This window comes from Lacinutrix iliipiscaria (assembly GCF_042686125.1).
GTDB lineage: Bacteria > Bacteroidota > Bacteroidia > Flavobacteriales > Flavobacteriaceae > Oceanihabitans > Oceanihabitans iliipiscarium.
Genome location: NZ_JBHUOV010000001.1, coordinates 735042 through 756316, shown reverse-complemented (window position 1 = coordinate 756316; position 21275 = coordinate 735042). Strand labels below are relative to the sequence as shown.

Below are 21275 nucleotides of genomic sequence, written 5' to 3'. Positions count from 1 at the left end.
CTTTATAGAATACAATAATTTATCCGTTGTTTTTTTGTTAAAAAACTACTATGCGTGCATAATTTAAAAAGAATCTATCTCAAATTTTGAGAATAATTAATTATATTGGCTCAATTAATTTAACCTAAAACTAAAAAATGAGAACAATTCTTTCAATTTTATTGTTGTTTTTTTGTGGAATAACCTTTGCACAAACAACAATAACAGGAACTGTAGTGGATGATAATGGATTGCCTATTCCTAGCGCAAACATTATAGTAGTAGATGCTTCAGTTGGTACAGTTACAGATTTTGATGGTAATTTTACTTTAAATGTAGATCAAAATCCTCCCTTTACGCTACAAGCTAGTAGCATTGGGTTTGAATCTATGTCAATAGAAGTAACATCAAACAATCAAACCCTAAATTTTATTCTAAATGAAGGAACAGCTTTAGATGAAGTTGTAGTTTCTGCATCTAGAACTCCTGAACGTATTTTTGAGTCGCCAGTAACCGTTGAACGCTTTGGCTTAAAGGAAATTAAAAATACAGCGTCAGCCGATTTCTATGATGGTTTAGAAAATTTAAAAGGTGTAGATATAAATACTAACAGTTTAACATTTAAGTCAATTAACACTAGAGGTTTTGCCGCTTTTAATAATCCGCGATTTATGCAATTAGTTGATGGCATGGATAATTCGGCTCCTGCATTAAATTTCCCGCTTGGAAATTTAATTGGAATGGTTGAAACAGATGTGCAAAGTATTGAATTACTACCTGGTGCCGCTTCTGCTTTATACGGAGCTAACGCCTTTAATGGTATTTTATTCATGACTAGTAAAAATCCTTTTGATCATGTAGGCATTAGTGGTTATATCAAACAAGGTATTACATCACAAGAAGCTGCTGGAGACAATCCATATACAGATTTAGGAATCCGTATGGCGCATAAATTTTCTGATAAATTTGCAGCTAAAGTGAATTTTGGCTACGTCAATGGTACAGATTGGTTAGCAGATAGTGAAGCAGATAAATTAAACAGAGGGTTAACTAGAGCCGACTTAGATTACGATGGTATTAATATATATGGTGATGAAGTTTCAGCAAATATTAGAGCTGCTGGTGGTGGTGTTGGGATTATACCAAATGTTGTGGTGAGTAGAACAGGGTATAAAGAATCTGATTTAACAGACAATAAAGCCGAGAGTATTAAAGCAGACTGGGGCTTATATTATAGGCCAATAACAGATAATAGCCTAGAAATTGCATATGTAGGTAAAGTTGGAACTGGATCTACAATCTATCAAGGTGCACAACGCTACAGAATTGATGGCTTTTTTATGCAACAACATAAGCTAGAAATTAAAAATGATAACTTCTTCTTAAGAGGCTATGTTACTGAAGACAAAGCAGGTGATACTTATGTTATGGATGCCACAGGTGTGAATATAAATAGAGAATGGAAATCTGATGCCGATTGGTTTGGTGATTACATAGGTACTTATGTAAATGCTACATTTAGCGGTGCAACTGAAGCTGAAGCACACGCTGCTGCAAGAGCTGTGGCTGAAGCTGAGCGTTATGAACCAGGTTCTCCACAATTTAATAGAGCTTTCAATAAAATAATAAATGACCCAGACTTAACAACAGGATCTAAATTTCAAGATAACTCTAAAATTTATCATGCTGATGCTAATTATAATTTCTCTCATCTTTTAGATATTGCCGAAATTCAAGTTGGTGGTTCTTACAGAAAATTCTCGTTAAATTCTTTTGGTACAATTTATACGGACTATGATGGACCGATTAATTATTCTGAATTTGGTATATATACACAAATTCAAAAAAGTTTAGATTTAAACGAAAGCATGGAATTGAAACTTACAGGTTCTGTACGTTATGATAAAGCTGAATTATTTGACGGATTCTTTTCGCCAAGAATTTCTGCTGGTTTAACCATAAACAAGGATCATAATATTCGTGGATCTTTTCAAACTGGATTTAGAAACCCTTCAACTCAAGAGTTATTTATAGGTCTTGATGGAGGAAGAGCCTTTTTAGTAGGTGGTGCAAAAATCAACCATGAACGCTATTTTGGCACTTATGATGTGAGTCCATTTGCCCAAGCGGCATTTGGTATGCCTGCAACAATCACACAAACAGGAGAAAGTGGTTACAACAATTCTATGACTGCTAGTATAGCTACTGAGTTAGGAAATCATGATGCTGCTAATAATGGTCGTGAATTTGTAGCAAATCCTGGCAGTGTAAAACCTGAGCAAGTATCTTCTTTTGAATTAGGATATAGAGGAAAAGTAAAAGGACTTGTGATTGATTTAAGTGGATATTATAACTCTTACAAAGATTTCCAATCTACTAAAAATGTAATTGCAACATATTATGGAGATAATCAAAATTTTGATTTAACAGGTTACGATCCTGCAAACCCAGCTACTGTTGCTGGATTAAACGAAGACACACAAATGATACTTGCTGCGCTTCAAAATGATGATTTTGAGGTCTATCAAACATATACAAACACAGATGCTTCTGTAAATTCTTATGGTGCAGCAATTGCTGTATCAACCAAAGTCTTAGGAAACTTCGACTTAGCCATGAACTATACTTTTGCGAAATTAGATTTTGACACATCACAAGATCCAGATTTTAGAACTGGCTTCAATACTCCAGAACATAAGGTGAAAGCCTCTTTTGGAAATACAGAGTTATTCAAAAATTTCGGATTTAACCTCGCTTGGAAATGGAGTGACAGTTATCTTTGGGAAGCCTCTTTTGGCGATGGAGATGTTCCTGCTTACCATACTATTGATGCACAAATTAATTATAGAATCCCTAGCTTAAAATCAACCTTTAAAGTTGGAGCTGCTAACCTTTTAGGTGACGAATACTTTACCGCTTTTGGATCTGGATTTATTGGCTCACAATATTATGTGTCTTGGACAATTAATAACTTATAAAAAAATGAACATGAAAACAAAATATATATGGTTACTCGCTGTAGCATTAAGCTTTACAGCGTGTAATAGTGATGATGACTCATCAAGTTCAACTGAAGAAGTATTACCTCCTTTAACAGCAGGTTCTGCGACCTTTTCCAATTATGTTGCATTAGGAGCTTCTTTTACTGCTGGGTATTCAGATGGTGCTTTATTTATAGCAGGACAAGAGAATTCTTTTCCTAATATACTATCGAATCAATTTGCTAATATTGGTGGTGGCACATTTAGTCAACCCCTTATGAATGATAATACTGGTGCAATGCTTTTTGGCGCTGCTCCTGTTGCAGAATATAGATTAATTTTTAATGGATCAGGACCTGAAAGGTTAAATGAGTTTTTAGCTGATTTAGGGGCTCCTGTACCTCCACCAACTACTGATGCTTCTGTAAATTTAATGAGCACATTTAACAACGTTGGTGTTCCAGGTGCTAAAAGTTTCCATTTAACACTTCCTGGTTATGGAAGTTTAAACCCTTATTTTGGACGAATGGCAAGCTCAGCTACTGCAACAATGCTTGGAGATGCTGCTGACCAAAACCCAACATTTTTTACTTTATCTGAAATTGGAGGTAATGATGTTTTAAGTTATGCAACCTCTGGTGGAATTGGTGTTGACCAAACAGGTAATTTTAATCCAGCGCTATATGGTTCATTTGATATTACAGATCCAACCGTTTTTGGACAAGTATTTGATGGTATCGTTGCTCAACTAACCGCAAATAATGCTCAAGGCGTTATAGCAAACGTTCCTTATGTTACAAGTTTACCATATTTTACAACCGTACCATATAATCCAATTCCTTTAGACGCTGCTACTGCTGGTGCTGTTAATAGTGCTTATGCAACTTATAATGCAACAGTGCAAGCTCTTGTTGGAGTTCCTCCAGTTATGATGACTCAGGAAGAAGCTGATAGTAGAATGATAAATTTTGAAGCAGGCGAAGGTAACGCTGTCGTTATTATGGATGAAGACCTTTCTGATTTAACAGTTTATGATCCTGCTCTTGTTAGTATGAGACAAGCAACTAGTGATGATTTAATCGTTTTACTTGCATCAAGTTTTATTGGTACAGAAGCTGTACCTGGAAACCCACTTACTGTAAATGGTGTGGCTATTCCTTTAGCTGATAATTGGGTTCTAACTAGTACAGAGGTTCAAGCAGTGCTAACAGCAACTGACGCTTACAATGCTGCAATTAATAATGCTAGAGATACTTATGGTTTAGCTTTAGTAGATTTTAAATCTATTTTAGAGCAAGCATCAACTAGTGGAATTGCTTCAGGAAACTTTATACTAACAACAGATTTAGTTACTGGAGGCTTAGTAAGCTTAGATGGTGTGCATTTAACATCTAGAGGTTATGCAGTTATGGCTAATGAAATAATGAAAGCTATTGACGCTACTTATGGCTCAAATTTTGAAGCTTCTGGTAGTTTAGTAGATGCTGGAGATTATCCAACCAACTACTCACCAACACTTCAATAAACAACTTAAAATCTATACTAAAAACGTCTTCAAATTGGAGGCGTTTTTTTATGCATAAAAAAGCTGTGAAATTTGCTATAATTTTCAAATTAAATCTCCTATATTTGCAGCGCGAAAAAACAGCTGTTATTTCGTATAAATAGTATAGCAAAACATTAAATATAAAAGTAATGTCAAAAGTTACAGGTAAAGTTGCACAAATAGTAGGTCCAGTAATCGATGTTGAATTCGGTGCTGGTACTGAACTTCCAAAGATTTATGATTCATTAGAAATTAAGAACCCTGATGGTTCAATTTTAGTACTTGAAGTACAATCTCACATTGGTGAAGATACTGTACGTACTATTGCAATGGACTCGTCTGATGGTTTAAGTAGAGGAACAGAGGTACATGCCACTGGAGCTCCAATACAAATGCCAATAGGTGATGACGTATATGGTCGTCTTTTTAATGTTATTGGTGATGCTATTGATGGTCTTGGAGACTTACCTAAAGCTGGTGAAGCGGGTTTACCTATTCACAGACAAGCACCAAAATTTGAAGATTTATCAACATCTACTGAAGTTTTATTTACTGGTATTAAAGTCATCGATTTAATTGAGCCTTATGCAAAAGGAGGTAAAATTGGATTATTTGGAGGTGCTGGTGTAGGTAAAACTGTATTAATTCAAGAGTTGATTAACAATATTGCAAAAGGACATGGTGGACTTTCGGTATTCGCTGGAGTAGGTGAAAGAACTCGTGAAGGAAATGATTTACTTCGTGAAATGTTAGAGTCAGGAATTATTCGTTATGGTGATGACTTTATGCATTCTATGGAAGAAGGTGGTTGGGATTTATCTAAAGTTGATAAATCTGGAATGAAAGAATCTAAAGCCACTTTCGTATTCGGACAAATGAATGAGCCTCCTGGAGCTCGTGCTCGTGTAGCACTTTCAGGATTAACTATTGCAGAATATTTCCGTGATGGTGCTGGTGAAGGACAAGGAAAAGATGTACTTTTCTTCGTTGATAACATTTTCCGTTTTACACAAGCTGGTTCTGAGGTATCTGCCTTACTTGGTCGTATGCCTTCTGCCGTAGGTTACCAACCTACATTAGCAACAGAAATGGGTGCGATGCAAGAGCGTATTACATCAACAAAAAGAGGATCTATTACATCTGTACAGGCGGTTTACGTACCTGCAGATGATTTAACAGATCCAGCGCCAGCAACAACGTTTGCTCACTTAGATGCAACAACAGTATTGTCTCGTAAAATTGCTGAGTTAGGTATTTATCCTGCTGTGGATCCTTTAGATTCTACATCAAGAATTTTAACTGCTGATATTTTAGGTGCTGAACATTATGACTGTGCACAACGTGTAAAAGAGTTATTACAACGCTATAAAGAATTACAAGATATTATTGCTATTTTAGGTATGGAAGAATTATCTGAAGAAGATAAAATGGCTGTAGGTAGAGCAAGACGTGTACAACGTTTCTTATCACAACCTTTCCATGTTGCTGAGCAATTTACAGGTATTCCAGGTGTATTAGTTGATATTAAGGAAACTATTAAAGGATTTAATATGATTATGGATGGTGAATTAGACCACTTACCAGAAGCAGCCTTTAACCTTAAAGGAACGATTGAAGAAGCTATTGAAGCTGGAGAGAAAATGTTAGCAGACGCATAAACGAGCTTAAAGCCTAAAGCTTAAAGCCTAAAGCATTAAAACCATGTATTTAGAAATTGTATCACCAGAAGCAACCTTATTTAGTTCAGATGTAGACTCTGTTGTTGTTCCTGGAGTTAATGGAGAGTTTGAGATGTTAAAAGACCACGCTCCTATTGTCTCACTTTTAAAAGAAGGCACTGTAAAAATTCATATACATACGCAAAGTCATTTAGTATTTGATGAGTTACATGCTGAGGTGGTTCCGCATAATGATGATGATAAAGTTTTAACGTTAAAGATTAAATCTGGTACGATTGAAATGAAAGATAATAAGGTCATTGTTTTAGCAGACTAACGACAACAATAAATTATATAAAAAAACGCTTCAGTGATTCTGAAGCGTTTTTTGTTTTATATCAGGTTTTACTTTTTTAAACTTTTTTAATCACGTTGGTCACAATGCCCCAAATGACAAAATCATTTTCTTCTGTGATTCGTATAATAGGGTAATTTGGATTTTCTGGCTGCAACCAAAGTCCGTCTGCATCTACTTTTAAACGCTTTACTGTAAATTCGCCATCTAAAAAACAAACGGCAATTTTATTATGTGTTGGCTCTAAGCTTCTATCTATTACCAATAAATCATTATCGTCTAAACCTGCACCAATCATAGATTGTCCGCTAACTTTAGCAAAAAAAGTAGCTTCTTTATTTTTAATCAATTCGCGATCAAGACTTATGCGTTGCTCTTTAAAGTCTTCGGCTGGAGAAGGGAATCCTGCGGAAATGCCTGTGTCAAAAAATATTGCGCCAGTGTTTTCAATAACTTCTGGAGTAAAAAAAGTAAGTGTCTTTGATTCGTGTAGTAGCATTGGGTTTTGTTTTATGTTTTAAATATACGTAATTAAAAAGTTTCTTTTGAAACTTTTTAAGCGTTAGCGATTGCAGTGGCATCCTTTTTTTTGGATTCTTGCGTTAGCAGGAATGTCAGCAAAAAAAGATATAGCGGAAAGCGCGACCTTTAGGTAACGCCCAAATGATGATGATTATTTGACTTTTATAATATCGTTAATGTTAGTGGTGTATTTTGGCGACAAACGTTCTTGACGCATTTTCCAGGTACGTTTTAAATCTTGATTGCCTAGTTTTATTTTATAATCACCATACTTCGTATTGACATCGTCTATGGCATGCATTAAATATTTATGTTTCGGATTTTCGTGCTCAAACAAGTGCAACTGATGATTGTCTATAGGCACTAATCCAGAAACGATAACACCTGCGCGCTTATATTTAATGCCTTTTTTAAAAATAGAGGTGACCGCTTTTACAGCTTCACTACTAATAATTAATGACGAATTGGTAGGAAATGGTAAGCTTACCATGGTGCTTCCTCGATGTTGTTCTAAATCTTTTTTATGTCTGTCGCTACTTAATATGACAATAATTACATGACAGCTAGATCCTTGTTTTCGTAATTTTTCGGCACAGCTTGTCGCAAAGGTAGAGATGCGTTCTTTGATATTATTTAAATCTGAAAATGTATATTCAAAACTTCGTGTGGTTGCGATGGCTTTCTTTGTTTTTTGTTCTTCTAATTGCAAAGTAGGCACACCTTCTAAGTCGCGTTTTAATCTGGCTTCGGTTACTGAAAAATTTTTTAAAACCCAAGCATCAGGCAATTGAGTAAAATCGTAAGCGGTTTTACAGCCTTTAGCTTTTAAGCGTTTACTTAGGCCTCGACCAATGCCCCAAACATCTTCTAGCTTAATCCATTTTAGGGCTTTAATACGTTTCTCATCAGAATCTATAATATAAGCGCCTTGGGTTTCGTTAGGAAATTTTCTAGCAATTTTATTAGCGACTTTACTTAGTGCTTTTGTTGGTGCAATACCTACACAGGTTGGAATGCCTGTCCATTTTAAAATACGTTGTCGAATTTGAAGTCCGTAGTTGTTTAAATCATACTGTTCAAAGCCTTTAAATTCTAAAAACGATTCGTCTATGCTATACACCTCAACATCTGGAGTAAATTGTTTTAGGATATTCATTACCCGAGAACTCATGTCGCCATACAAGGAATAATTTGAAGAAAGCACATGAATACTATTTGCTTTACAGAAGCTTTCCCATTTAAAAATTGGCGCGCCAAAAGGAAGTTTTAAAGCTTTCGCTTCGTCGCTCATAGAAATAACACAACCATCATTATTGCTTAAAATAGCAACTGGCTTTCTTTCTAAATGAGGATTAAAAACACGTTCACAAGACGCATAAAAATTATTACAATCAACTAGTGCAAACATGGTTTAAAGATACAAGAAAAGTGCTTTAAATTTTTAATCTATGTTTGTTAAAATTAATCTTCAACATACTCTAGAATATCGCTAGGCTGACACTCTAGAGCTTTACAAATTGCCTCAAGTGTTGAGAATCGTATGGCTTTTGCTTTGCCCGATTTTAAGATAGAAAGGTTTGCCGTTGTGATACCAATAATTTCTGCCAAGTCTTTACTTTTCATTTGACGTTTGGCAAGCACAACATCTAGATTTACAACTATTGGCATAATTATATGGTTAATTCGTTTTCTTCTTCGGCTTGTTTTCCGCGTTTAAAGATTTCAGCAATAATATAAAACGCTAATCCTGCTGGAATTAAAAATGTGAATTCAGCTTTGAGTTCATTCAAAAAGTTAAAAGTAGATGCTCCTATCGCTGCAAGAAGAAATCTTAAAATTAATACGCTAATTGTGTATTGAATAAATATGTTTCCAATTTTTTTAAAGTACTTGATATTGTTATCGCTAAAGTAGTTTTTATTTTCAATCTCTTTTAAAATCGGCAAGAAATAAGAAAAGCCAAAAATAAGATAAGCTCTCCAAAAGAACAGAGCTGCACTAATGGCATAGTAACTCCATTGTATTGCATTTTGTGAGGAAAACCAAGGCGTATCCTTATTGGCAGATTTTGCCCAATTTTGAAAACTTTCAAATTGATTAAAATCAAATTCACGAATATCATTTAGCAATACCGAAACTGAAGATAATAAAATTCCCCAAGTGATAAAGGTTAGAAGTGTGGTGTTATCTTTCATAATTATATAGTGAGTTCGTTTTCGGTTTTAATGTGTAAAGCGCGTTTTTGAAGTTCTTCAATAACCAAGATGCCAAGACCAACAATTAAAACCATAAAATGATAAAAGAATGGTAATAACATGCTTTCAACAATATGCTCTCCTGTAAATGCTGTAAGCACATAAAACAACAATGCGAAAATATATAGTACCACAAAAATGATGAGTAAAATTCTAAATGTAGCAAGTTTAGTTTTCATTATTATTATTGTTTAACGATAACAAATATACAATAATTATCGAAAAACAATAATTTTTTTAAATAATTTCAAAAAGTATTATAACAGTTATGTTTATATTTGACTCGTGGACGACAGCAATATTATTATAGCAGGTGCAAAAAAACCTTTCTGGCAATTAATCATTGCGGCTTTATGTTTTACGGCAGTTATAGCTATTATAAGTTCATCTGTTTTATATAATTATTTCAATTTAAATAGTTTCAAAAAAATTGGGACTCTAACAGAGGTTATTATTTACTTGATTGGAATTGGCATTGGTTTTAGTTCCCAAAAAAGGATATATGTCAATTTAAAGACCTCTAAATTTCGGTCAACCAGAGAGGTTGGCCCTATAAAAGTTGGTCGCTGGAAAACCATCAAAAATTACGAATATGTTTCTATTTTTCATCAACCACTAACTAATGGCGCTTATGTTTTTGAAGTTAACCTTTGGTATAATGGTAATAAGCATTTTGAATTGTACTCTGAAAACAATTTTAAGAGTGCACTTGAGGTTGGCTATGACTTGTCGGAAGAATTGAATATTGACTTATTAGATGCAACTATTCCTAATGATTATAAGTGGATAGATAAAGAAGCTTTAAAACAAAATGCTAAAGCCTATACATAAATTAAAATAAGGCTTTAAAAAACAATAAAACTAGAATTGAAATAACATACTTTCTAAAGGAAAATACCTACTTTTGCCCCTTTAAAACAAAGGTATGAGTACTAAAAAAACAGTCTTATTTTTATTAGCTTTAAGTACAGCTAGTTATACATTATTTTCGCAAGAATTAGAAAAAGAACAACAGTTAGATTCTGTAATTATTTCATCTACAAGAATAGATTTACCATTCTCAGAAAATTCAAGAACCATAACAGTAATATCTCAAACTGATATTAAAAATAGTGCGACAACAAATGTTGCAGATTTACTACAACAAGTTGCAGGCGTAGATATTAGACGTCGAGGAACCTCAGGAATGCAAGCCGATTTATACATTCGTGGTGGTGGTTTTGACCAAACTTTATTATTAATTGATGGTATAAAAGTAGAAGACGCTCAAACAGGTCATCATACTATGAATATGGCTTTGCCTATTGAAGTTATTGAACGAATAGAAATAATAAAAGGTCCAGCCGCTCGTGTTTTTGGCCAAAACGCTTTTACAGGCGCAGTAAATATTGTCACTAAAAATGATGCAGAAAAAGTAACGTCTTTAGGCTATCAATTAGGGTCTTACAACCAACAAAATGTCACGGGAACTTTAGGTAAAGATTTTAAAAGCGCCTCAATAATTGCCCATGCCTCTGTAAATACTTCAGATGGATATCGATACAATACAGATTATATAAACCAGAACTATTTTTTAAAAGGAACACTTAATAAAAGTAAAACACCAATACAAATAATTGGCTTTTTTACTGAACGCAAATTTGGAGCCAATGGATTTTATGCAAGTCCTTCAGCTATTCATCAATATGAAGAAACACAATCTAGTTTAGTTGGTGTGTCTTCAGAATTTAAAAACGGCAAATTCACATTTAAGCCAAGACTGTACTGGAGACGAAATCAAGACATGTATGTGTTTGTTAGACACAACCCTTCTATTTATAGAAATCTACACCAAACGAATAAAATAGGCATAGAACTTAACACTTCTTATAAATCTTCCTTAGGTATTACTGGTTTTGGTGTTGATGTTGCAAAAGTTTACTTATCAAGTAATAATTTAGGTGCTAGAAACCGATTTATGACCACTATATTTTTAGAACATCGATTTAAATTAGTAAACGACAAGTTAGATATAACTCCTGGAGTGGCTATGAATTATTTTTCGGATTTTAAATTCCATGCCTTTCCTGGTTTAGATTTAGGTTATAAGTTAAATGAAAATTTAAAACTTTATGGAAATATTGGTTACACCTATAGAATACCAACATATACAGATTTGTTTTATAGTGATCCAACAACGTTAGGAAACGAAAATTTAGATCCTGAAGAAGCCATTTCTGAAGAGTTAGGGCTAAAGTTTCATTCTGGAAACTTTAATATAACTGCAGCGATTTTTAATAGAGATTCTAAAAAACTTATTGATTTTGTTAAAGAAAATGAAGACGATTTATGGCAAGCAACCAATATAAGAGATTTAAACACAAAAGGAATTGAGCTTAATGCATCATATAATTTAAAAACTGGAAACTTAACACAAAACCTAAAAACAGGATACACCTTTTTAGAAGATGATTTAAAGGCCGTTTCAAGTAATTTTTCAAGATACTCTATTAATTCATTAAAGCATCAAGCAACTTTAGGTTGGCACGGACAGGCAACAAAAGAACTGTTTTTAAATCTTGTCTATAAATATGCAGAAAGAACTTCGGGAGACAGTTACTCTGTTGTTGATGCTGGAGTAAATTATGACTTGAATGCTTTTGAAATTTCAATTGTAGCTAATAATATTTTCAATACAGAATATTCTGAAACAAATCTCGTTCCAATGCCTAAAGGCAATTTGTTATTTGGACTAAAGTATAAATTAAAATAAAGTTGTTACTTCGTTAAAATAACAATCCTCCTTTAGAGTTGTTTTATTAACTTGTAGTCTTTAAAGCTTTAAAATTGAAACTAAATCTTCAACAAATTCCTCGTGTTAAAACGATAACAAAAGAGGATTTTATAACCCACTACTTAAAACCACAAAAACCTGTGGTAATCGAGCATTTTATTGAAGATTGGCCTGCGTATTCAAAATGGAGTTTAGACTATATGAAACAGGTTGCTGGAGACAAAATTGTCCCTTTATATGATGACAGACCTGTAGATTATAAAGATGGTTTTAACGAACCTCATACTACAATGAAAATGAGTGATTATATAGATTTACTCAAAAGGGAATCAACAAAATATCGCATTTTTCTTTGGAATATTTTAAAAGAAGTGCCACAACTTCAAGACGATTTTAATTATCCCAATATTGGCTTACGCATCTTAAAAAGTTTGCCCATGCTATTTTTTGGAGGAAAGGACGCTCATACCTTTATGCATTATGATATCGATTATGCAAATATTTTTCATTTTCATTTTGAAGGTAAAAAGAAGTGTATTCTCTTTGACCAAAAGCAAACAAAATATTTATATAAAATTCCTCATTCATTAATTACTAGAGAAGATATTGATTTTTCCAATCCCGATTTGCAAAAATGGCCTGCATTAAAACATGCAAAAGGTTACTATACAGAATTAAATCATGGTGAAGTTTTATTCATGCCAGAAGGTTATTGGCATTATATGAAATATATAAGTCCAGGGTTTTCTATGAGTTTACGAGCAGTAGCTAAAAACCCAATAAATTTAGGAAAAGCAGTATATAATATTACTTTTATCCGTCATTTTGATAACTTAATGCGCAAACTAAAAGGCCAACGCTGGATCGATTGGAAAAACCAACAAGCAATAGTAAGAACTCACAAAAAAAATAGCTAATTTTGCGTCACATTTTATAATTTTTAACCCAAACGAAATGAAAAATATATTCACACTTTTAGCCTTATGTAGCATCACTCTAATACAAGCGCAATCTTATACTGGTAAAGGCGATAAAAAAGTACAAGTTGGTGCGAATTTCCAAGACAATGCTACTAGCATATTTGCTAGCTTCGACTATGGTTTAGGTGAAAACATTTCTGCAGGAGTTTCTTCTACTTATGCTTTAGGAATTGATGGCTCTATTGATAAAGCTTTTGCTAAACGCTTAGATGTTAAAGCCAGAATTAATGCAAATATTGGAAATGTGATTAATATTGATAATAATTTTGATGTATATCCTGGGTTAAATCTTGGTCTGAAAAATTTTGGAACCCATTTAGGAGCGCGCTACTTTTTTTCAGATGGATTTGGGGTTTTCTCAGAAATTAATATTCCTTTAGCAAAGTATAAAACTGATGATTTAAGCTATACTGATAAAATACACAATCAATTTTCTATAAACGCTGGCTTAGTCTTTAATTTATAAGCGCATTGACTTTGTCGTAAACTAAGTGACTTTCCCACCCTCTATATAATAAATAATCTGCTAACTTCTTCTTTTTCACAGTAAGATTAGACATTTTTAAAGTTTCAGCCTTTTTTTCGGCTAAAGCATGAAACGTCTCTAAATATTCAGCTTCTTGAATTTCCAAAAGAGCAAGATTAATAATTATTTTACTAATATTTTTTTTCTTTAATTCTAAAGTCAATTTATACTTCCCCCACTTCTTTATTCTAAACTTCCCTCTCACAAATGCTTTTGCAAAGCGCTCTTCATTCAAAAAATTATTTTGTATTAAATAAACAACAATTACATCAATAGCTTCAGGTATCATTCTCATGTCCTTTAACTTTTCAACGACTTCTTTATGGCAACGTTCTTGATAACTACAATAAAATTCTAATTTTTCCTGCGCTTCATCGATAGAATATGTTTTTTGCGGATTCATTGAGTTTTTAATATGGAAAAAGTAACATTTTGTTAATAAAACAATAACTTTAAAATACTGATTTATAAAGGGTTTAATTTATATTTGTATGCTCTAAATAGCAAAAATAATGTTTTTACTATGATTAAGAAATTCTCCCTCTTATTAATAGCTTTTTTAAGCGCTATTGCTTTTGGGTTTGCACAAACCACTATAGCTGTTCAAGATTTTGATGGGGCTACTCCTACTTGGGGCTATGCAATTAGCCCTGCGACTTATAATATTAGCAGTGACTATTGGGCAATTAGATCTACTAATAATGCGCCTACAGGTACTAGTGGTGATTTTTGGGCCATAAGAGATTTAAACAATCCTAATGGCGGTGGTAGTTTTGATCATACACTTACACTTAATAATGTAAATGTTAGTGGATATACAAATGTAACGACATCTTTTAGATATTATACTATTGGTTTTGATGGCCCAGATTATTTAAGGTATCAAATTGCTTATAATGGCGGAGCTTTTGGAGCTCCTGTAGACTTACTTAAAAATACAGGGGCTTGGACTACGGTGACAATTAATGCACCTATTGGTACAACAAGTGTATCCTTAAGGATGATAGGATTTCAAGATGGAGGTAGTGATTATGCGGGTTGGGATGATTTTGAAATAGAAGGAATATCAAGTTCACCCACACCTACAATAACTGCTAGCCCTACATCTATAACTGGATTAGATTATGTATTTCCTGGAGGACCTTCAGCAGCTCAATCTTATTCTTTAAGCGCTACCGATCTTACCCCAGCAGCCGGAAACATTACAGTCACTGCGCCAGCAAACTTCTCAATTTCTAAAACTCTAGGGGGAACTTATACTAATTCTCTAACTTACGCCTATACAGGAGGTAGTCTTGCTGCTTCAGATGTCTTTGTGCGATTAAATGCTGGTCTACCCATTGGAACATATGGTCCTTCTAATATAACTAATGCTGGTGGAGGTGCTACGACTCAAAATGTGGCTGTCACAGGAAATGTTACCGCTGGCGGAAGTGGAGCTTCTGATATAGTTAGTGTTCCTGGTTCAGAATCAGCCCTTATTAGTAGCCTTTCAAATGACACAAGTCCATTGACTTCTACCGAAGGTGTACAAGTCTGGCAATTTAGAGTCCGTGACGGAGGAGCTGGCCTTAATGATGCAGATATTTTACCAACCATATTAACAGATTTAACAATTACCCAGTATACAGGTAATCAAGTTACCACTTGGTCTGATGCTATAGAAAGTGTTGATCTATTTAATGGTTCAACTTGGATAGCAACTGGTGTGGTTTCGGCATCCCAAATACAATTTTCTGGATTGAGTGGAGCTGATGTAACTGTAGGTGATGATACACAAAGGACATTTTCTTTAAGATTATCACTTAAATGCCCTCTTGGTCCTGACGCCTTTGATGGTGAGGACTTTGTTTTCGGTATCACTAATGCCAATGTTAACTTTTCAGGTGCTGGCTCAGGCAAAAGTTCGTTTGCTACTCAATTTTCAACAAATGGACAGAATGTAATTGACGTTCTTGCAACTGAGTTAGTGTTTACTGTTCAACCATCTAATACTGGTTTAAACTCAACTATGACTGATGTTATTGTAACTGTAGCTGATATTTGTGGTAATCCAAATACAAATTTTACAGGTCCTGTTACTTTAACAAGTACAGGAACAATGACTGGTACGCCTACTGTTAATGCAGTAGCTGGTGTTGCAACGTTTACCAACATTATTGTTCATACTGCTATTGGTACTGGCTTTACACTTACTGCATCCGCAGGATTTGGAATTACCTCTCAAATCAGTACTCCTTTTGATATAACACCTGTAACTGTTTTAGACCCAGGAGATCTCGCTATTCTTGCTGTTAATACTAATTTAGGTAGTGGTCGAGATCAAATAGCCTTTGTTATTTTTAGAGACATTACGGCAGGTACACGTATTTATCTTACAGATAATGGTTACGAAAGAAGGTATGCTGGTGAATGGGGAGGTACAGAAGGTGTGATATCCATAACACGAAATGGTCCTGACTTAGATGCTGGAACAATAATCGTTATTGAATCCACGACTGCAAATGTTACTAATGGTAGCCATTTTGATGTTTACACTTGCGGCGGGATTGATACTAATTGGACTAAAGATGCTGTAAGCGGTGCTAGTGTTGGTGGTTTTAATTTAAATGCTAATGATGATGTTTGGATTATGCAAGGTGGTATTTGGTCTAATGACACAGCACAACATAGTACTTATACTGGAGGAAATGTACTTTATGGTTGGACAGAAAGTGGCTGGGATGCAGCTCCTGGAGGTCCTACTGGTAGCACAACAAGATCAACGATTTACCCTGGCTTAGAGTGTTTTAATACGGTGGCTCCAACTGGTCCTGGTTATGTGAAATTTAATGATCCCGATGTTGTTGATTTTTCATCAATAACCAATGCCAGATTAGATTGGATATCTTTAATAAATACTACAGCTAATTGGGATACTTATACAAGTAGTGCTGCTTATGTTGCAGGAGGCTATGACTATAAAGGAAATGTAACTTGCCCAGCTTTAACCATAGCAACAAACACTTATATTGATGGGAAATGGACAGGTAATGCTGATGAAAACTGGTTTAACTGTAGTAACTGGGATACTTTAGAAGTTCCGGACGAAACTGTTGATGTTATCGTATCTGATAATAGCTTTGACCACGGTGCTATAATTGACGCTACAAATCCTTTTGCGAGTAATTACGGTAGTGTAGCTAGAGCACATAATTTAACTATTGAAGGTGAGAAAGTTGAGATAGTAAATAGTGCAACCAGCAATATATTAGAAGTTCATGGTGATTTACTAATTGATGACCCTGTTGGTGTTAACGAAGGGTTTCTTGATATGAACACAGCTAATGCTGATGATAAAATTTTCCTTTATGGAAACTGGACAAATAATGTTGGTGCTTCAGGATTTGATGAGGGAAATGGTACTGTTGAATTTACAGGAACTACTGACCAAATAATTACTGGTGGAATACCAATACCTGCAATACCTGAAGAATTTTATAATGTTATTTTAAATAATGATTTTGATACGAATATATCAAATGACTTATACTTAAATGGAAACCTTACAATAAATGGTGGTAGAACTCTTACCGTCGCAGACGGAGGTTATGTTTATGTAAATTTTGATGTTACTAATTATGGGGATTTCAATATTAACAATAATGGTTCATTAGTACAAGGTGATGATTCTGGTACTAATATTGGAAATATTAGCATGGAGCGTATTGCATCTATTAGAAGACAAGATTATGTGTATTGGTCATCTCCTATTTCAAATTATACGGTTAATAATATTTCGCCTAGTACTCCAACAAATTTAATTTTTAGGTGGAATCCAACGATTGCTAATCCAGCTGGTGGTCAAGGAAATTGGGTTCCTGCAAATGGTGAAACTATGTTGGCTGGAGTTGGTTATATTTTAAGAGGGCCTAATGGAATGAGTACAACCATACATAACAACCATACAGCAACTTTTAATGGTGGCGTACCATTTAATGGTGTTGTTACCCGAACGGTTTCTCGAGGAAGTCTCTTAGGTATTGACGATAACTGGAATTTATTAGGAAATCCATATCCTTCAGCCATTGACGCCTATACTTTTTTAAATGACCCTACAAATTCTAACTTAGATGGTTTCGTGAATTTATGGACACATGGTACTTTACCTAATACAGGCATCGGAGATCCTTTTTATGATGATTTCTATTCAAATTATACTGCCGCAGACTACATAGCATATAATGGTATGGGAATGTCTAGTGGCATAGGAGATGTGTCTATAGGCGCAGGTCAAAGTTTTATGGTTAATGTTGCTGAAACTGCAGGTAATTATGCTGCCAATTCTTATACTGTAGAATTTAACAATAGTATGAGAGGTATTGGCCCTAACTACGATAATTCACAATTTTATAAAATAGCTTCAAAAAAATCTACAACTGAGCGAACTGGCTTTATTGGAGAACGACACAGAATATGGTTAGATTTAATTTCTGAAAGTCAAGGGACAAATAGAATTTTAGTTGGATATGCTGAAAACGCAACTATGGGTAGAGATAGACTCTATGATGCTATCGCTGATGTTCAAAATAGTCAAGGATTTTATTCTACAATAGATGGCTTAGGGTTTACTATTCAAGGAAGGGCTTTACCATTTTTACAAACTGATATTATTCCTTTAGGTGTACAATTAGTTGAGAGTGGGAGCTACCATATTGCTATTGGAGCAATTGATGGTTTATTTGAAACTGAAAACCAAGACATTTACTTAAAAGATAATGCCTTAGGTTTTACACATAACTTAACCGCTTCGCCATATAGTTTTTCTGCTGAAGCTGGTGTTATAAATGATCGTTTTGAGCTTGTATTTACGACTCAATCGTTATCTGTTGATGAATATGAACTTAATAACGCTTTAACGATTATAGAATTACAAGATGGTCGTGTAAAGTTTTCTGTATCAAATAACTTAGAGATTAAAAATGTGAAATTGTACGATACACTTGGTCGATTACTCTATGACCTAGAAGGTCATAGCAACACTGAAGTTTATAATTTATCACATTTAAGTCAGGCGACTTATATTGCTCAAGTCACCTTATCGAATGATGTGGTGGTGACCAAGAAAGCCGTTAAGCGAAACTAAATATATGAATTTACCTTATAATAAAAAGCCTTCTTAAAAAGAAGGCTTTTTATTTGCGTTAAGGATAGCAGTGGCATCCTTTTATGGAAGCTGAGGCACGAAGTTTACATAAAAGATATAACGAATAGCCTGACCAAGACTGGTCTTGGGAACGCCCTACTTTTACAAACTATGGCTTAAAGACACTATAAAATTGCGTCCTGGTGATGCTATACCTGAAGAATATGTTTTATAGCGCTGGTCTGTAATATTCTCTATATTAAGAGATAAAACCGTTTTTTTTAGGAGCTGTAATTGGGCTCTAATATTTAAAGTGTACCATGATGGCGAATAAGGATTTCCGTTACCATCTAAAGCATATATATAATCTTTTTCAGCTTCTGAAGGTGCTAAATCTAAAAAGGATAATTCGTTATTATAGACTGCAAAAGCATCTAGAGTTAAATTGTGAGATGACCATATAAGGTGTGTGTTTCCAAAGTTTGGCGCTATATGTCTTACTGGTACTTCAACTCCATTATCGTCTTCTGTTCCTCCTATAATATTATACTGAGATGTAAGTTTGAGTTTTTCAGAAAAATTAATTTTTACACCAGCTTCAAAACCATAAATCCATGCTTTAGATGCATTTTGAATTGCTTGCACTTGGCTTAGCTCTCCATCGTACATAATTTCACTTTCACCATTAATCGTATAATTTCTTCTTACTAAGGCGTTATCTAAATATGTGTAATAAGTACCTAGATCTAAAATTATAACATCAGAAAAATTAAGTTTTAAACCTAGTTCGCCACCATAAGCATATTCAGGTTTAAGGTTTTCGTTAGGCACTACAACAGCGCCAGGTTCGCTATCAAAAACCTTTCCGATGTCATCAATATTTGGAGCTCTAAAAGCTGTAGAGCCATTTAGTTTCCATTGTATTGTATTGTTAGGCGACCAACTTATTCCAGCTGTTCCTGTTAAAGCACCTGAGCTGTTTTTAGTATTATCGAAAGGTAAATTTAAGAAAACGTTATTGGCTTTAAAATCTGCTTTATAAGACACATAGTTATAACGTAGTCCTGATTGCAATACAAACTTGCTATTTGGTTTATATTTTAAACTTGTATATACTGCTGCAGATTGCCACGTTGCTTTATTAGGATATCTCGTTACAATGGCTTCGCGTTCCTGAGTTAATATATCTTTAGAATAGGCTTTAGAAAATACTTGATTAAAAATATATTCTGCGCCATAAAATAATTCGGTTTTAGCATTTAATTTTTTTTCAAAATCGGCATTGGCAGAATAGGCATCGACTTGTTCTTCATTATGGCTTTGGCTAGTTGATTGATAATTTCTGTTTACTCTGCTTTCTTTAAAGTTTTGATAAGCTGTCGTAAATTTAATCTTATCATACAAGTTAGAACTACTGCTTAATTTTGTTAATCCAACATTAGACATAAACCATTTTTGTGGACCGTAATACCACTCGGCTGAACGCAGTTGGTCGCCACGATATCTAATCAATCTATCATATCTTGGATAATCTGAAGTCGTAGAGTAGTATAATCCTAAATCAAAACTTAAATTATCATAAGGTTCAAAGCGTACTTTTTGCATAAAATTGATTTGATTATAGCCTGTAAATTTTTGAATCCGCGGATTACTGTTTTGTACAATATGGTCTTCTCCATTAGTTGTCACCACATATTCTGGTCTTAAATAATCATCTGGTCCATGCTTTCCCATTCTTAAATCATCGAAAGAAGTATAGCTAGCATTTGTAAAAAAAGCCCACTTTTTTAGGCCTATATTAAAATCTAAATGCCCTGTTTTTTCATGGTTTGCAGTTGCATATCTAACCGTCGCGTTAGCATTAAATTGAATAGAATCTGAGTAAGACAGTTTTGGTGATTTAGTGTAAAAACTCATAACACCTCCAATGGCATCACTCCCGTAAATAACAGATCCTGCACCAAGAGTAACCTCTGTGTTTTGAATTGAAAAAGGATCTATTGAGATGACATTTTGTAAATTCCCTCCTCTAAAAATAGCATTATTCATACGTACGCCATCAACAGTAATTAATAATCTGTTAGTAGAAAACCCTCTAATCATTGGACTTCCACCACCTAATTGGCTTTTTTGGATAAAAACCTGACCTGTTTGCTCTAAAAGATCTGCACTAGTTTGAGGGTTGGCCATTTGAATTTCTTTGGCCTTAATGTTTATAATTTTTTGAGGAATATCTCTTTTACTTTGTTCAAATCTTGAAGCAGACAGTACAACTTCATCTAAGCCTTGAGATTTTGGAACGAGTAATATTGATGTTTCTGGTTTTATTTTTGACTTTAGCTTTGAAGTTAATTTAAATGTGATGTGCTGAAAATAGATGCGTTCGGTTTGTGCAAAGCTATCTAAATTTGCTTCGCCTTCTATATTCGTCGTTGTGCTTAGTGTTTTAGTTTCATTATATACCGCAACTCCAGGAATGGCTTCGCCAGTAATTTGATTAATTACTTTTATTTTTTGTGCTGAAGCGATTGAAGTAGCAAAAATACAGCTAAGAATAACAATAATATACTTCATG

The 21275-nt window shown here is 34.2% G+C and carries 16 protein-coding genes; 9 read left to right on the top strand and 7 right to left on the bottom strand.

Annotated elements, in window-relative coordinates:
- Window positions 1-137 precede the first annotated feature (137 nt).
- The 4 genes from ACFS5M_RS03345 to ACFS5M_RS03330 all read left to right on the top strand — a co-directional run bounded on the left by ACFS5M_RS03345 (window position 138) and on the right by ACFS5M_RS03330 (window position 6501).
- Window positions 138-2957, top strand: a complete 2820-nt coding sequence (locus ACFS5M_RS03345; protein WP_183485741.1) for a TonB-dependent receptor — start codon at window positions 138-140, stop codon at window positions 2955-2957.
- A gap of 10 nt (window positions 2958-2967) precedes the next feature.
- Window positions 2968-4485, top strand: a complete 1518-nt coding sequence (locus ACFS5M_RS03340; RefSeq protein ID WP_183485738.1) for a G-D-S-L family lipolytic protein — start codon at window positions 2968-2970, stop codon at window positions 4483-4485.
- 170 nt (window positions 4486-4655) lie between these two features.
- Window positions 4656-6164: a F0F1 ATP synthase subunit beta gene (gene atpD / locus ACFS5M_RS03335; protein WP_183485736.1), complete on the top strand. Its 1509-nt coding sequence runs from the start codon at window positions 4656-4658 to the stop codon at window positions 6162-6164.
- A 43-nt stretch (window positions 6165-6207) separates the two neighbouring features.
- On the top strand, window positions 6208-6501 hold the full coding sequence (locus tag ACFS5M_RS03330; protein ID WP_183485733.1) for a F0F1 ATP synthase subunit epsilon: 294 nt from the start codon (window positions 6208-6210) through the stop codon (window positions 6499-6501).
- 76 nt (window positions 6502-6577) lie between these two features.
- Here the strand turns inward: ACFS5M_RS03330 and ACFS5M_RS03325 are convergent, their stop codons facing one another.
- The 5 genes from ACFS5M_RS03325 to ACFS5M_RS03305 form a co-directional block, all read right to left on the bottom strand.
- Window positions 6578-7018: a LexA family protein gene (locus tag ACFS5M_RS03325; RefSeq protein ID WP_183485730.1), complete on the bottom strand. Its 441-nt coding sequence runs from the start codon at window positions 7016-7018 to the stop codon at window positions 6578-6580.
- 174 nt (window positions 7019-7192) lie between these two features.
- On the bottom strand, window positions 7193-8449 hold the full coding sequence (locus ACFS5M_RS03320) for a Y-family DNA polymerase (protein ID WP_183485727.1): 1257 nt from the start codon (window positions 8447-8449) through the stop codon (window positions 7193-7195).
- Between the two features lie 53 nt (window positions 8450-8502).
- Complete coding sequence (locus tag ACFS5M_RS03315; protein WP_183485724.1) at window positions 8503-8709, bottom strand: helix-turn-helix domain-containing protein; 207 nt, start codon at window positions 8707-8709, stop codon at window positions 8503-8505.
- 2 nt (window positions 8710-8711) lie between these two features.
- Window positions 8712-9236, bottom strand: a complete 525-nt coding sequence (locus tag ACFS5M_RS03310) for a DUF2975 domain-containing protein (RefSeq protein WP_183485722.1) — start codon at window positions 9234-9236, stop codon at window positions 8712-8714.
- 2 nt (window positions 9237-9238) lie between these two features.
- Window positions 9239-9475 (bottom strand): DUF2975 domain-containing protein, encoded by a 237-nt coding sequence (locus ACFS5M_RS03305; RefSeq protein WP_183485719.1) that lies wholly within the window; start codon window positions 9473-9475, stop codon window positions 9239-9241.
- 106 nt (window positions 9476-9581) lie between these two features.
- On the opposite strand from ACFS5M_RS03305, the gene ACFS5M_RS03300 reads away from it, so the two are divergent.
- From ACFS5M_RS03300 to ACFS5M_RS03285, 4 genes are all read left to right on the top strand, one after another.
- A complete protein-coding gene (locus ACFS5M_RS03300; RefSeq protein ID WP_183485716.1) occupies window positions 9582-10127 on the top strand; it encodes a hypothetical protein in 546 nt (181 codons plus the stop codon).
- 94 nt (window positions 10128-10221) lie between these two features.
- Window positions 10222-12048 carry a TonB-dependent receptor gene (locus tag ACFS5M_RS03295; RefSeq protein WP_183485713.1) on the top strand — a complete coding sequence of 609 codons (1827 nt, stop codon included), beginning with the start codon at window positions 10222-10224 and terminating at the stop codon, window positions 12046-12048.
- Between the two features lie 74 nt (window positions 12049-12122).
- The gene (locus tag ACFS5M_RS03290) at window positions 12123-12986 is read left to right on the top strand and encodes a cupin-like domain-containing protein (RefSeq protein WP_183485710.1); all 864 of its coding nucleotides are present in this window, start codon (window positions 12123-12125) and stop codon (window positions 12984-12986) included.
- Window positions 12987-13023: 37 nt separating this feature from the next.
- Window positions 13024-13515 carry a DUF6646 family protein gene (locus ACFS5M_RS03285; RefSeq protein ID WP_183485707.1) on the top strand — a complete coding sequence of 164 codons (492 nt, stop codon included), beginning with the start codon at window positions 13024-13026 and terminating at the stop codon, window positions 13513-13515.
- Here the strand turns inward: ACFS5M_RS03285 and ACFS5M_RS03280 are convergent.
- Window positions 13505-13978, bottom strand: a complete 474-nt coding sequence (locus tag ACFS5M_RS03280; protein WP_183485704.1) for a regulatory protein RecX — start codon at window positions 13976-13978, stop codon at window positions 13505-13507. The two genes, ACFS5M_RS03285 and ACFS5M_RS03280, sit on opposite strands and share 11 nt — an antisense overlap.
- Before the next feature lie 120 nt (window positions 13979-14098).
- Between ACFS5M_RS03280 and ACFS5M_RS03275 the strand changes: the two genes are divergently transcribed.
- Window positions 14099-18700, top strand: coding sequence for a T9SS type A sorting domain-containing protein (locus ACFS5M_RS03275; RefSeq protein WP_183485701.1), 4602 nt, complete (start codon window positions 14099-14101; stop codon window positions 18698-18700).
- A 162-nt stretch (window positions 18701-18862) separates the two neighbouring features.
- Here the strand turns inward: ACFS5M_RS03275 and ACFS5M_RS03270 are convergent, their stop codons facing one another.
- Window positions 18863-21274: a TonB-dependent receptor gene (locus tag ACFS5M_RS03270; protein WP_183485698.1), complete on the bottom strand. Its 2412-nt coding sequence runs from the start codon at window positions 21272-21274 to the stop codon at window positions 18863-18865.
- Between the last annotated feature and the right edge of the window lies 1 nt (window position 21275).

Excerpts from the sequence above, each read along its gene's own strand:
- ACFS5M_RS03345 (WP_183485741.1), top strand. The coding sequence starts at position 138 with ATGAGAACAATTCTTTCAATTTTATTGTTGTTTTTTTGTGGAATAACC.
- ACFS5M_RS03340 (WP_183485738.1), top strand. The coding sequence starts at position 2,968 with ATGAAAACAAAATATATATGGTTACTCGCTGTAGCATTAAGCTTTACA.
- atpD (WP_183485736.1), top strand. The coding sequence starts at position 4,656 with ATGTCAAAAGTTACAGGTAAAGTTGCACAAATAGTAGGTCCAGTAATC.
- ACFS5M_RS03330 (WP_183485733.1), top strand. The coding sequence starts at position 6,208 with ATGTATTTAGAAATTGTATCACCAGAAGCAACCTTATTTAGTTCAGAT.
- ACFS5M_RS03325 (WP_183485730.1), bottom strand. The coding sequence starts at position 7,018 with ATGCTACTACACGAATCAAAGACACTTACTTTTTTTACTCCAGAAGTT.
- ACFS5M_RS03320 (WP_183485727.1), bottom strand. The coding sequence starts at position 8,449 with ATGTTTGCACTAGTTGATTGTAATAATTTTTATGCGTCTTGTGAACGT.
- ACFS5M_RS03315 (WP_183485724.1), bottom strand. The coding sequence starts at position 8,709 with ATGCCAATAGTTGTAAATCTAGATGTTGTGCTTGCCAAACGTCAAATG.
- ACFS5M_RS03310 (WP_183485722.1), bottom strand. The coding sequence starts at position 9,236 with ATGAAAGATAACACCACACTTCTAACCTTTATCACTTGGGGAATTTTA.
- ACFS5M_RS03305 (WP_183485719.1), bottom strand. The coding sequence starts at position 9,475 with ATGAAAACTAAACTTGCTACATTTAGAATTTTACTCATCATTTTTGTG.
- ACFS5M_RS03295 (WP_183485713.1), top strand. The coding sequence starts at position 10,222 with ATGAGTACTAAAAAAACAGTCTTATTTTTATTAGCTTTAAGTACAGCT.
- ACFS5M_RS03285 (WP_183485707.1), top strand. The coding sequence starts at position 13,024 with ATGAAAAATATATTCACACTTTTAGCCTTATGTAGCATCACTCTAATA.
- ACFS5M_RS03280 (WP_183485704.1), bottom strand. The coding sequence starts at position 13,978 with ATGAATCCGCAAAAAACATATTCTATCGATGAAGCGCAGGAAAAATTA.
- ACFS5M_RS03275 (WP_183485701.1), top strand. The coding sequence starts at position 14,099 with ATGATTAAGAAATTCTCCCTCTTATTAATAGCTTTTTTAAGCGCTATT.
- ACFS5M_RS03270 (WP_183485698.1), bottom strand. The coding sequence starts at position 21,274 with ATGAAGTATATTATTGTTATTCTTAGCTGTATTTTTGCTACTTCAATC.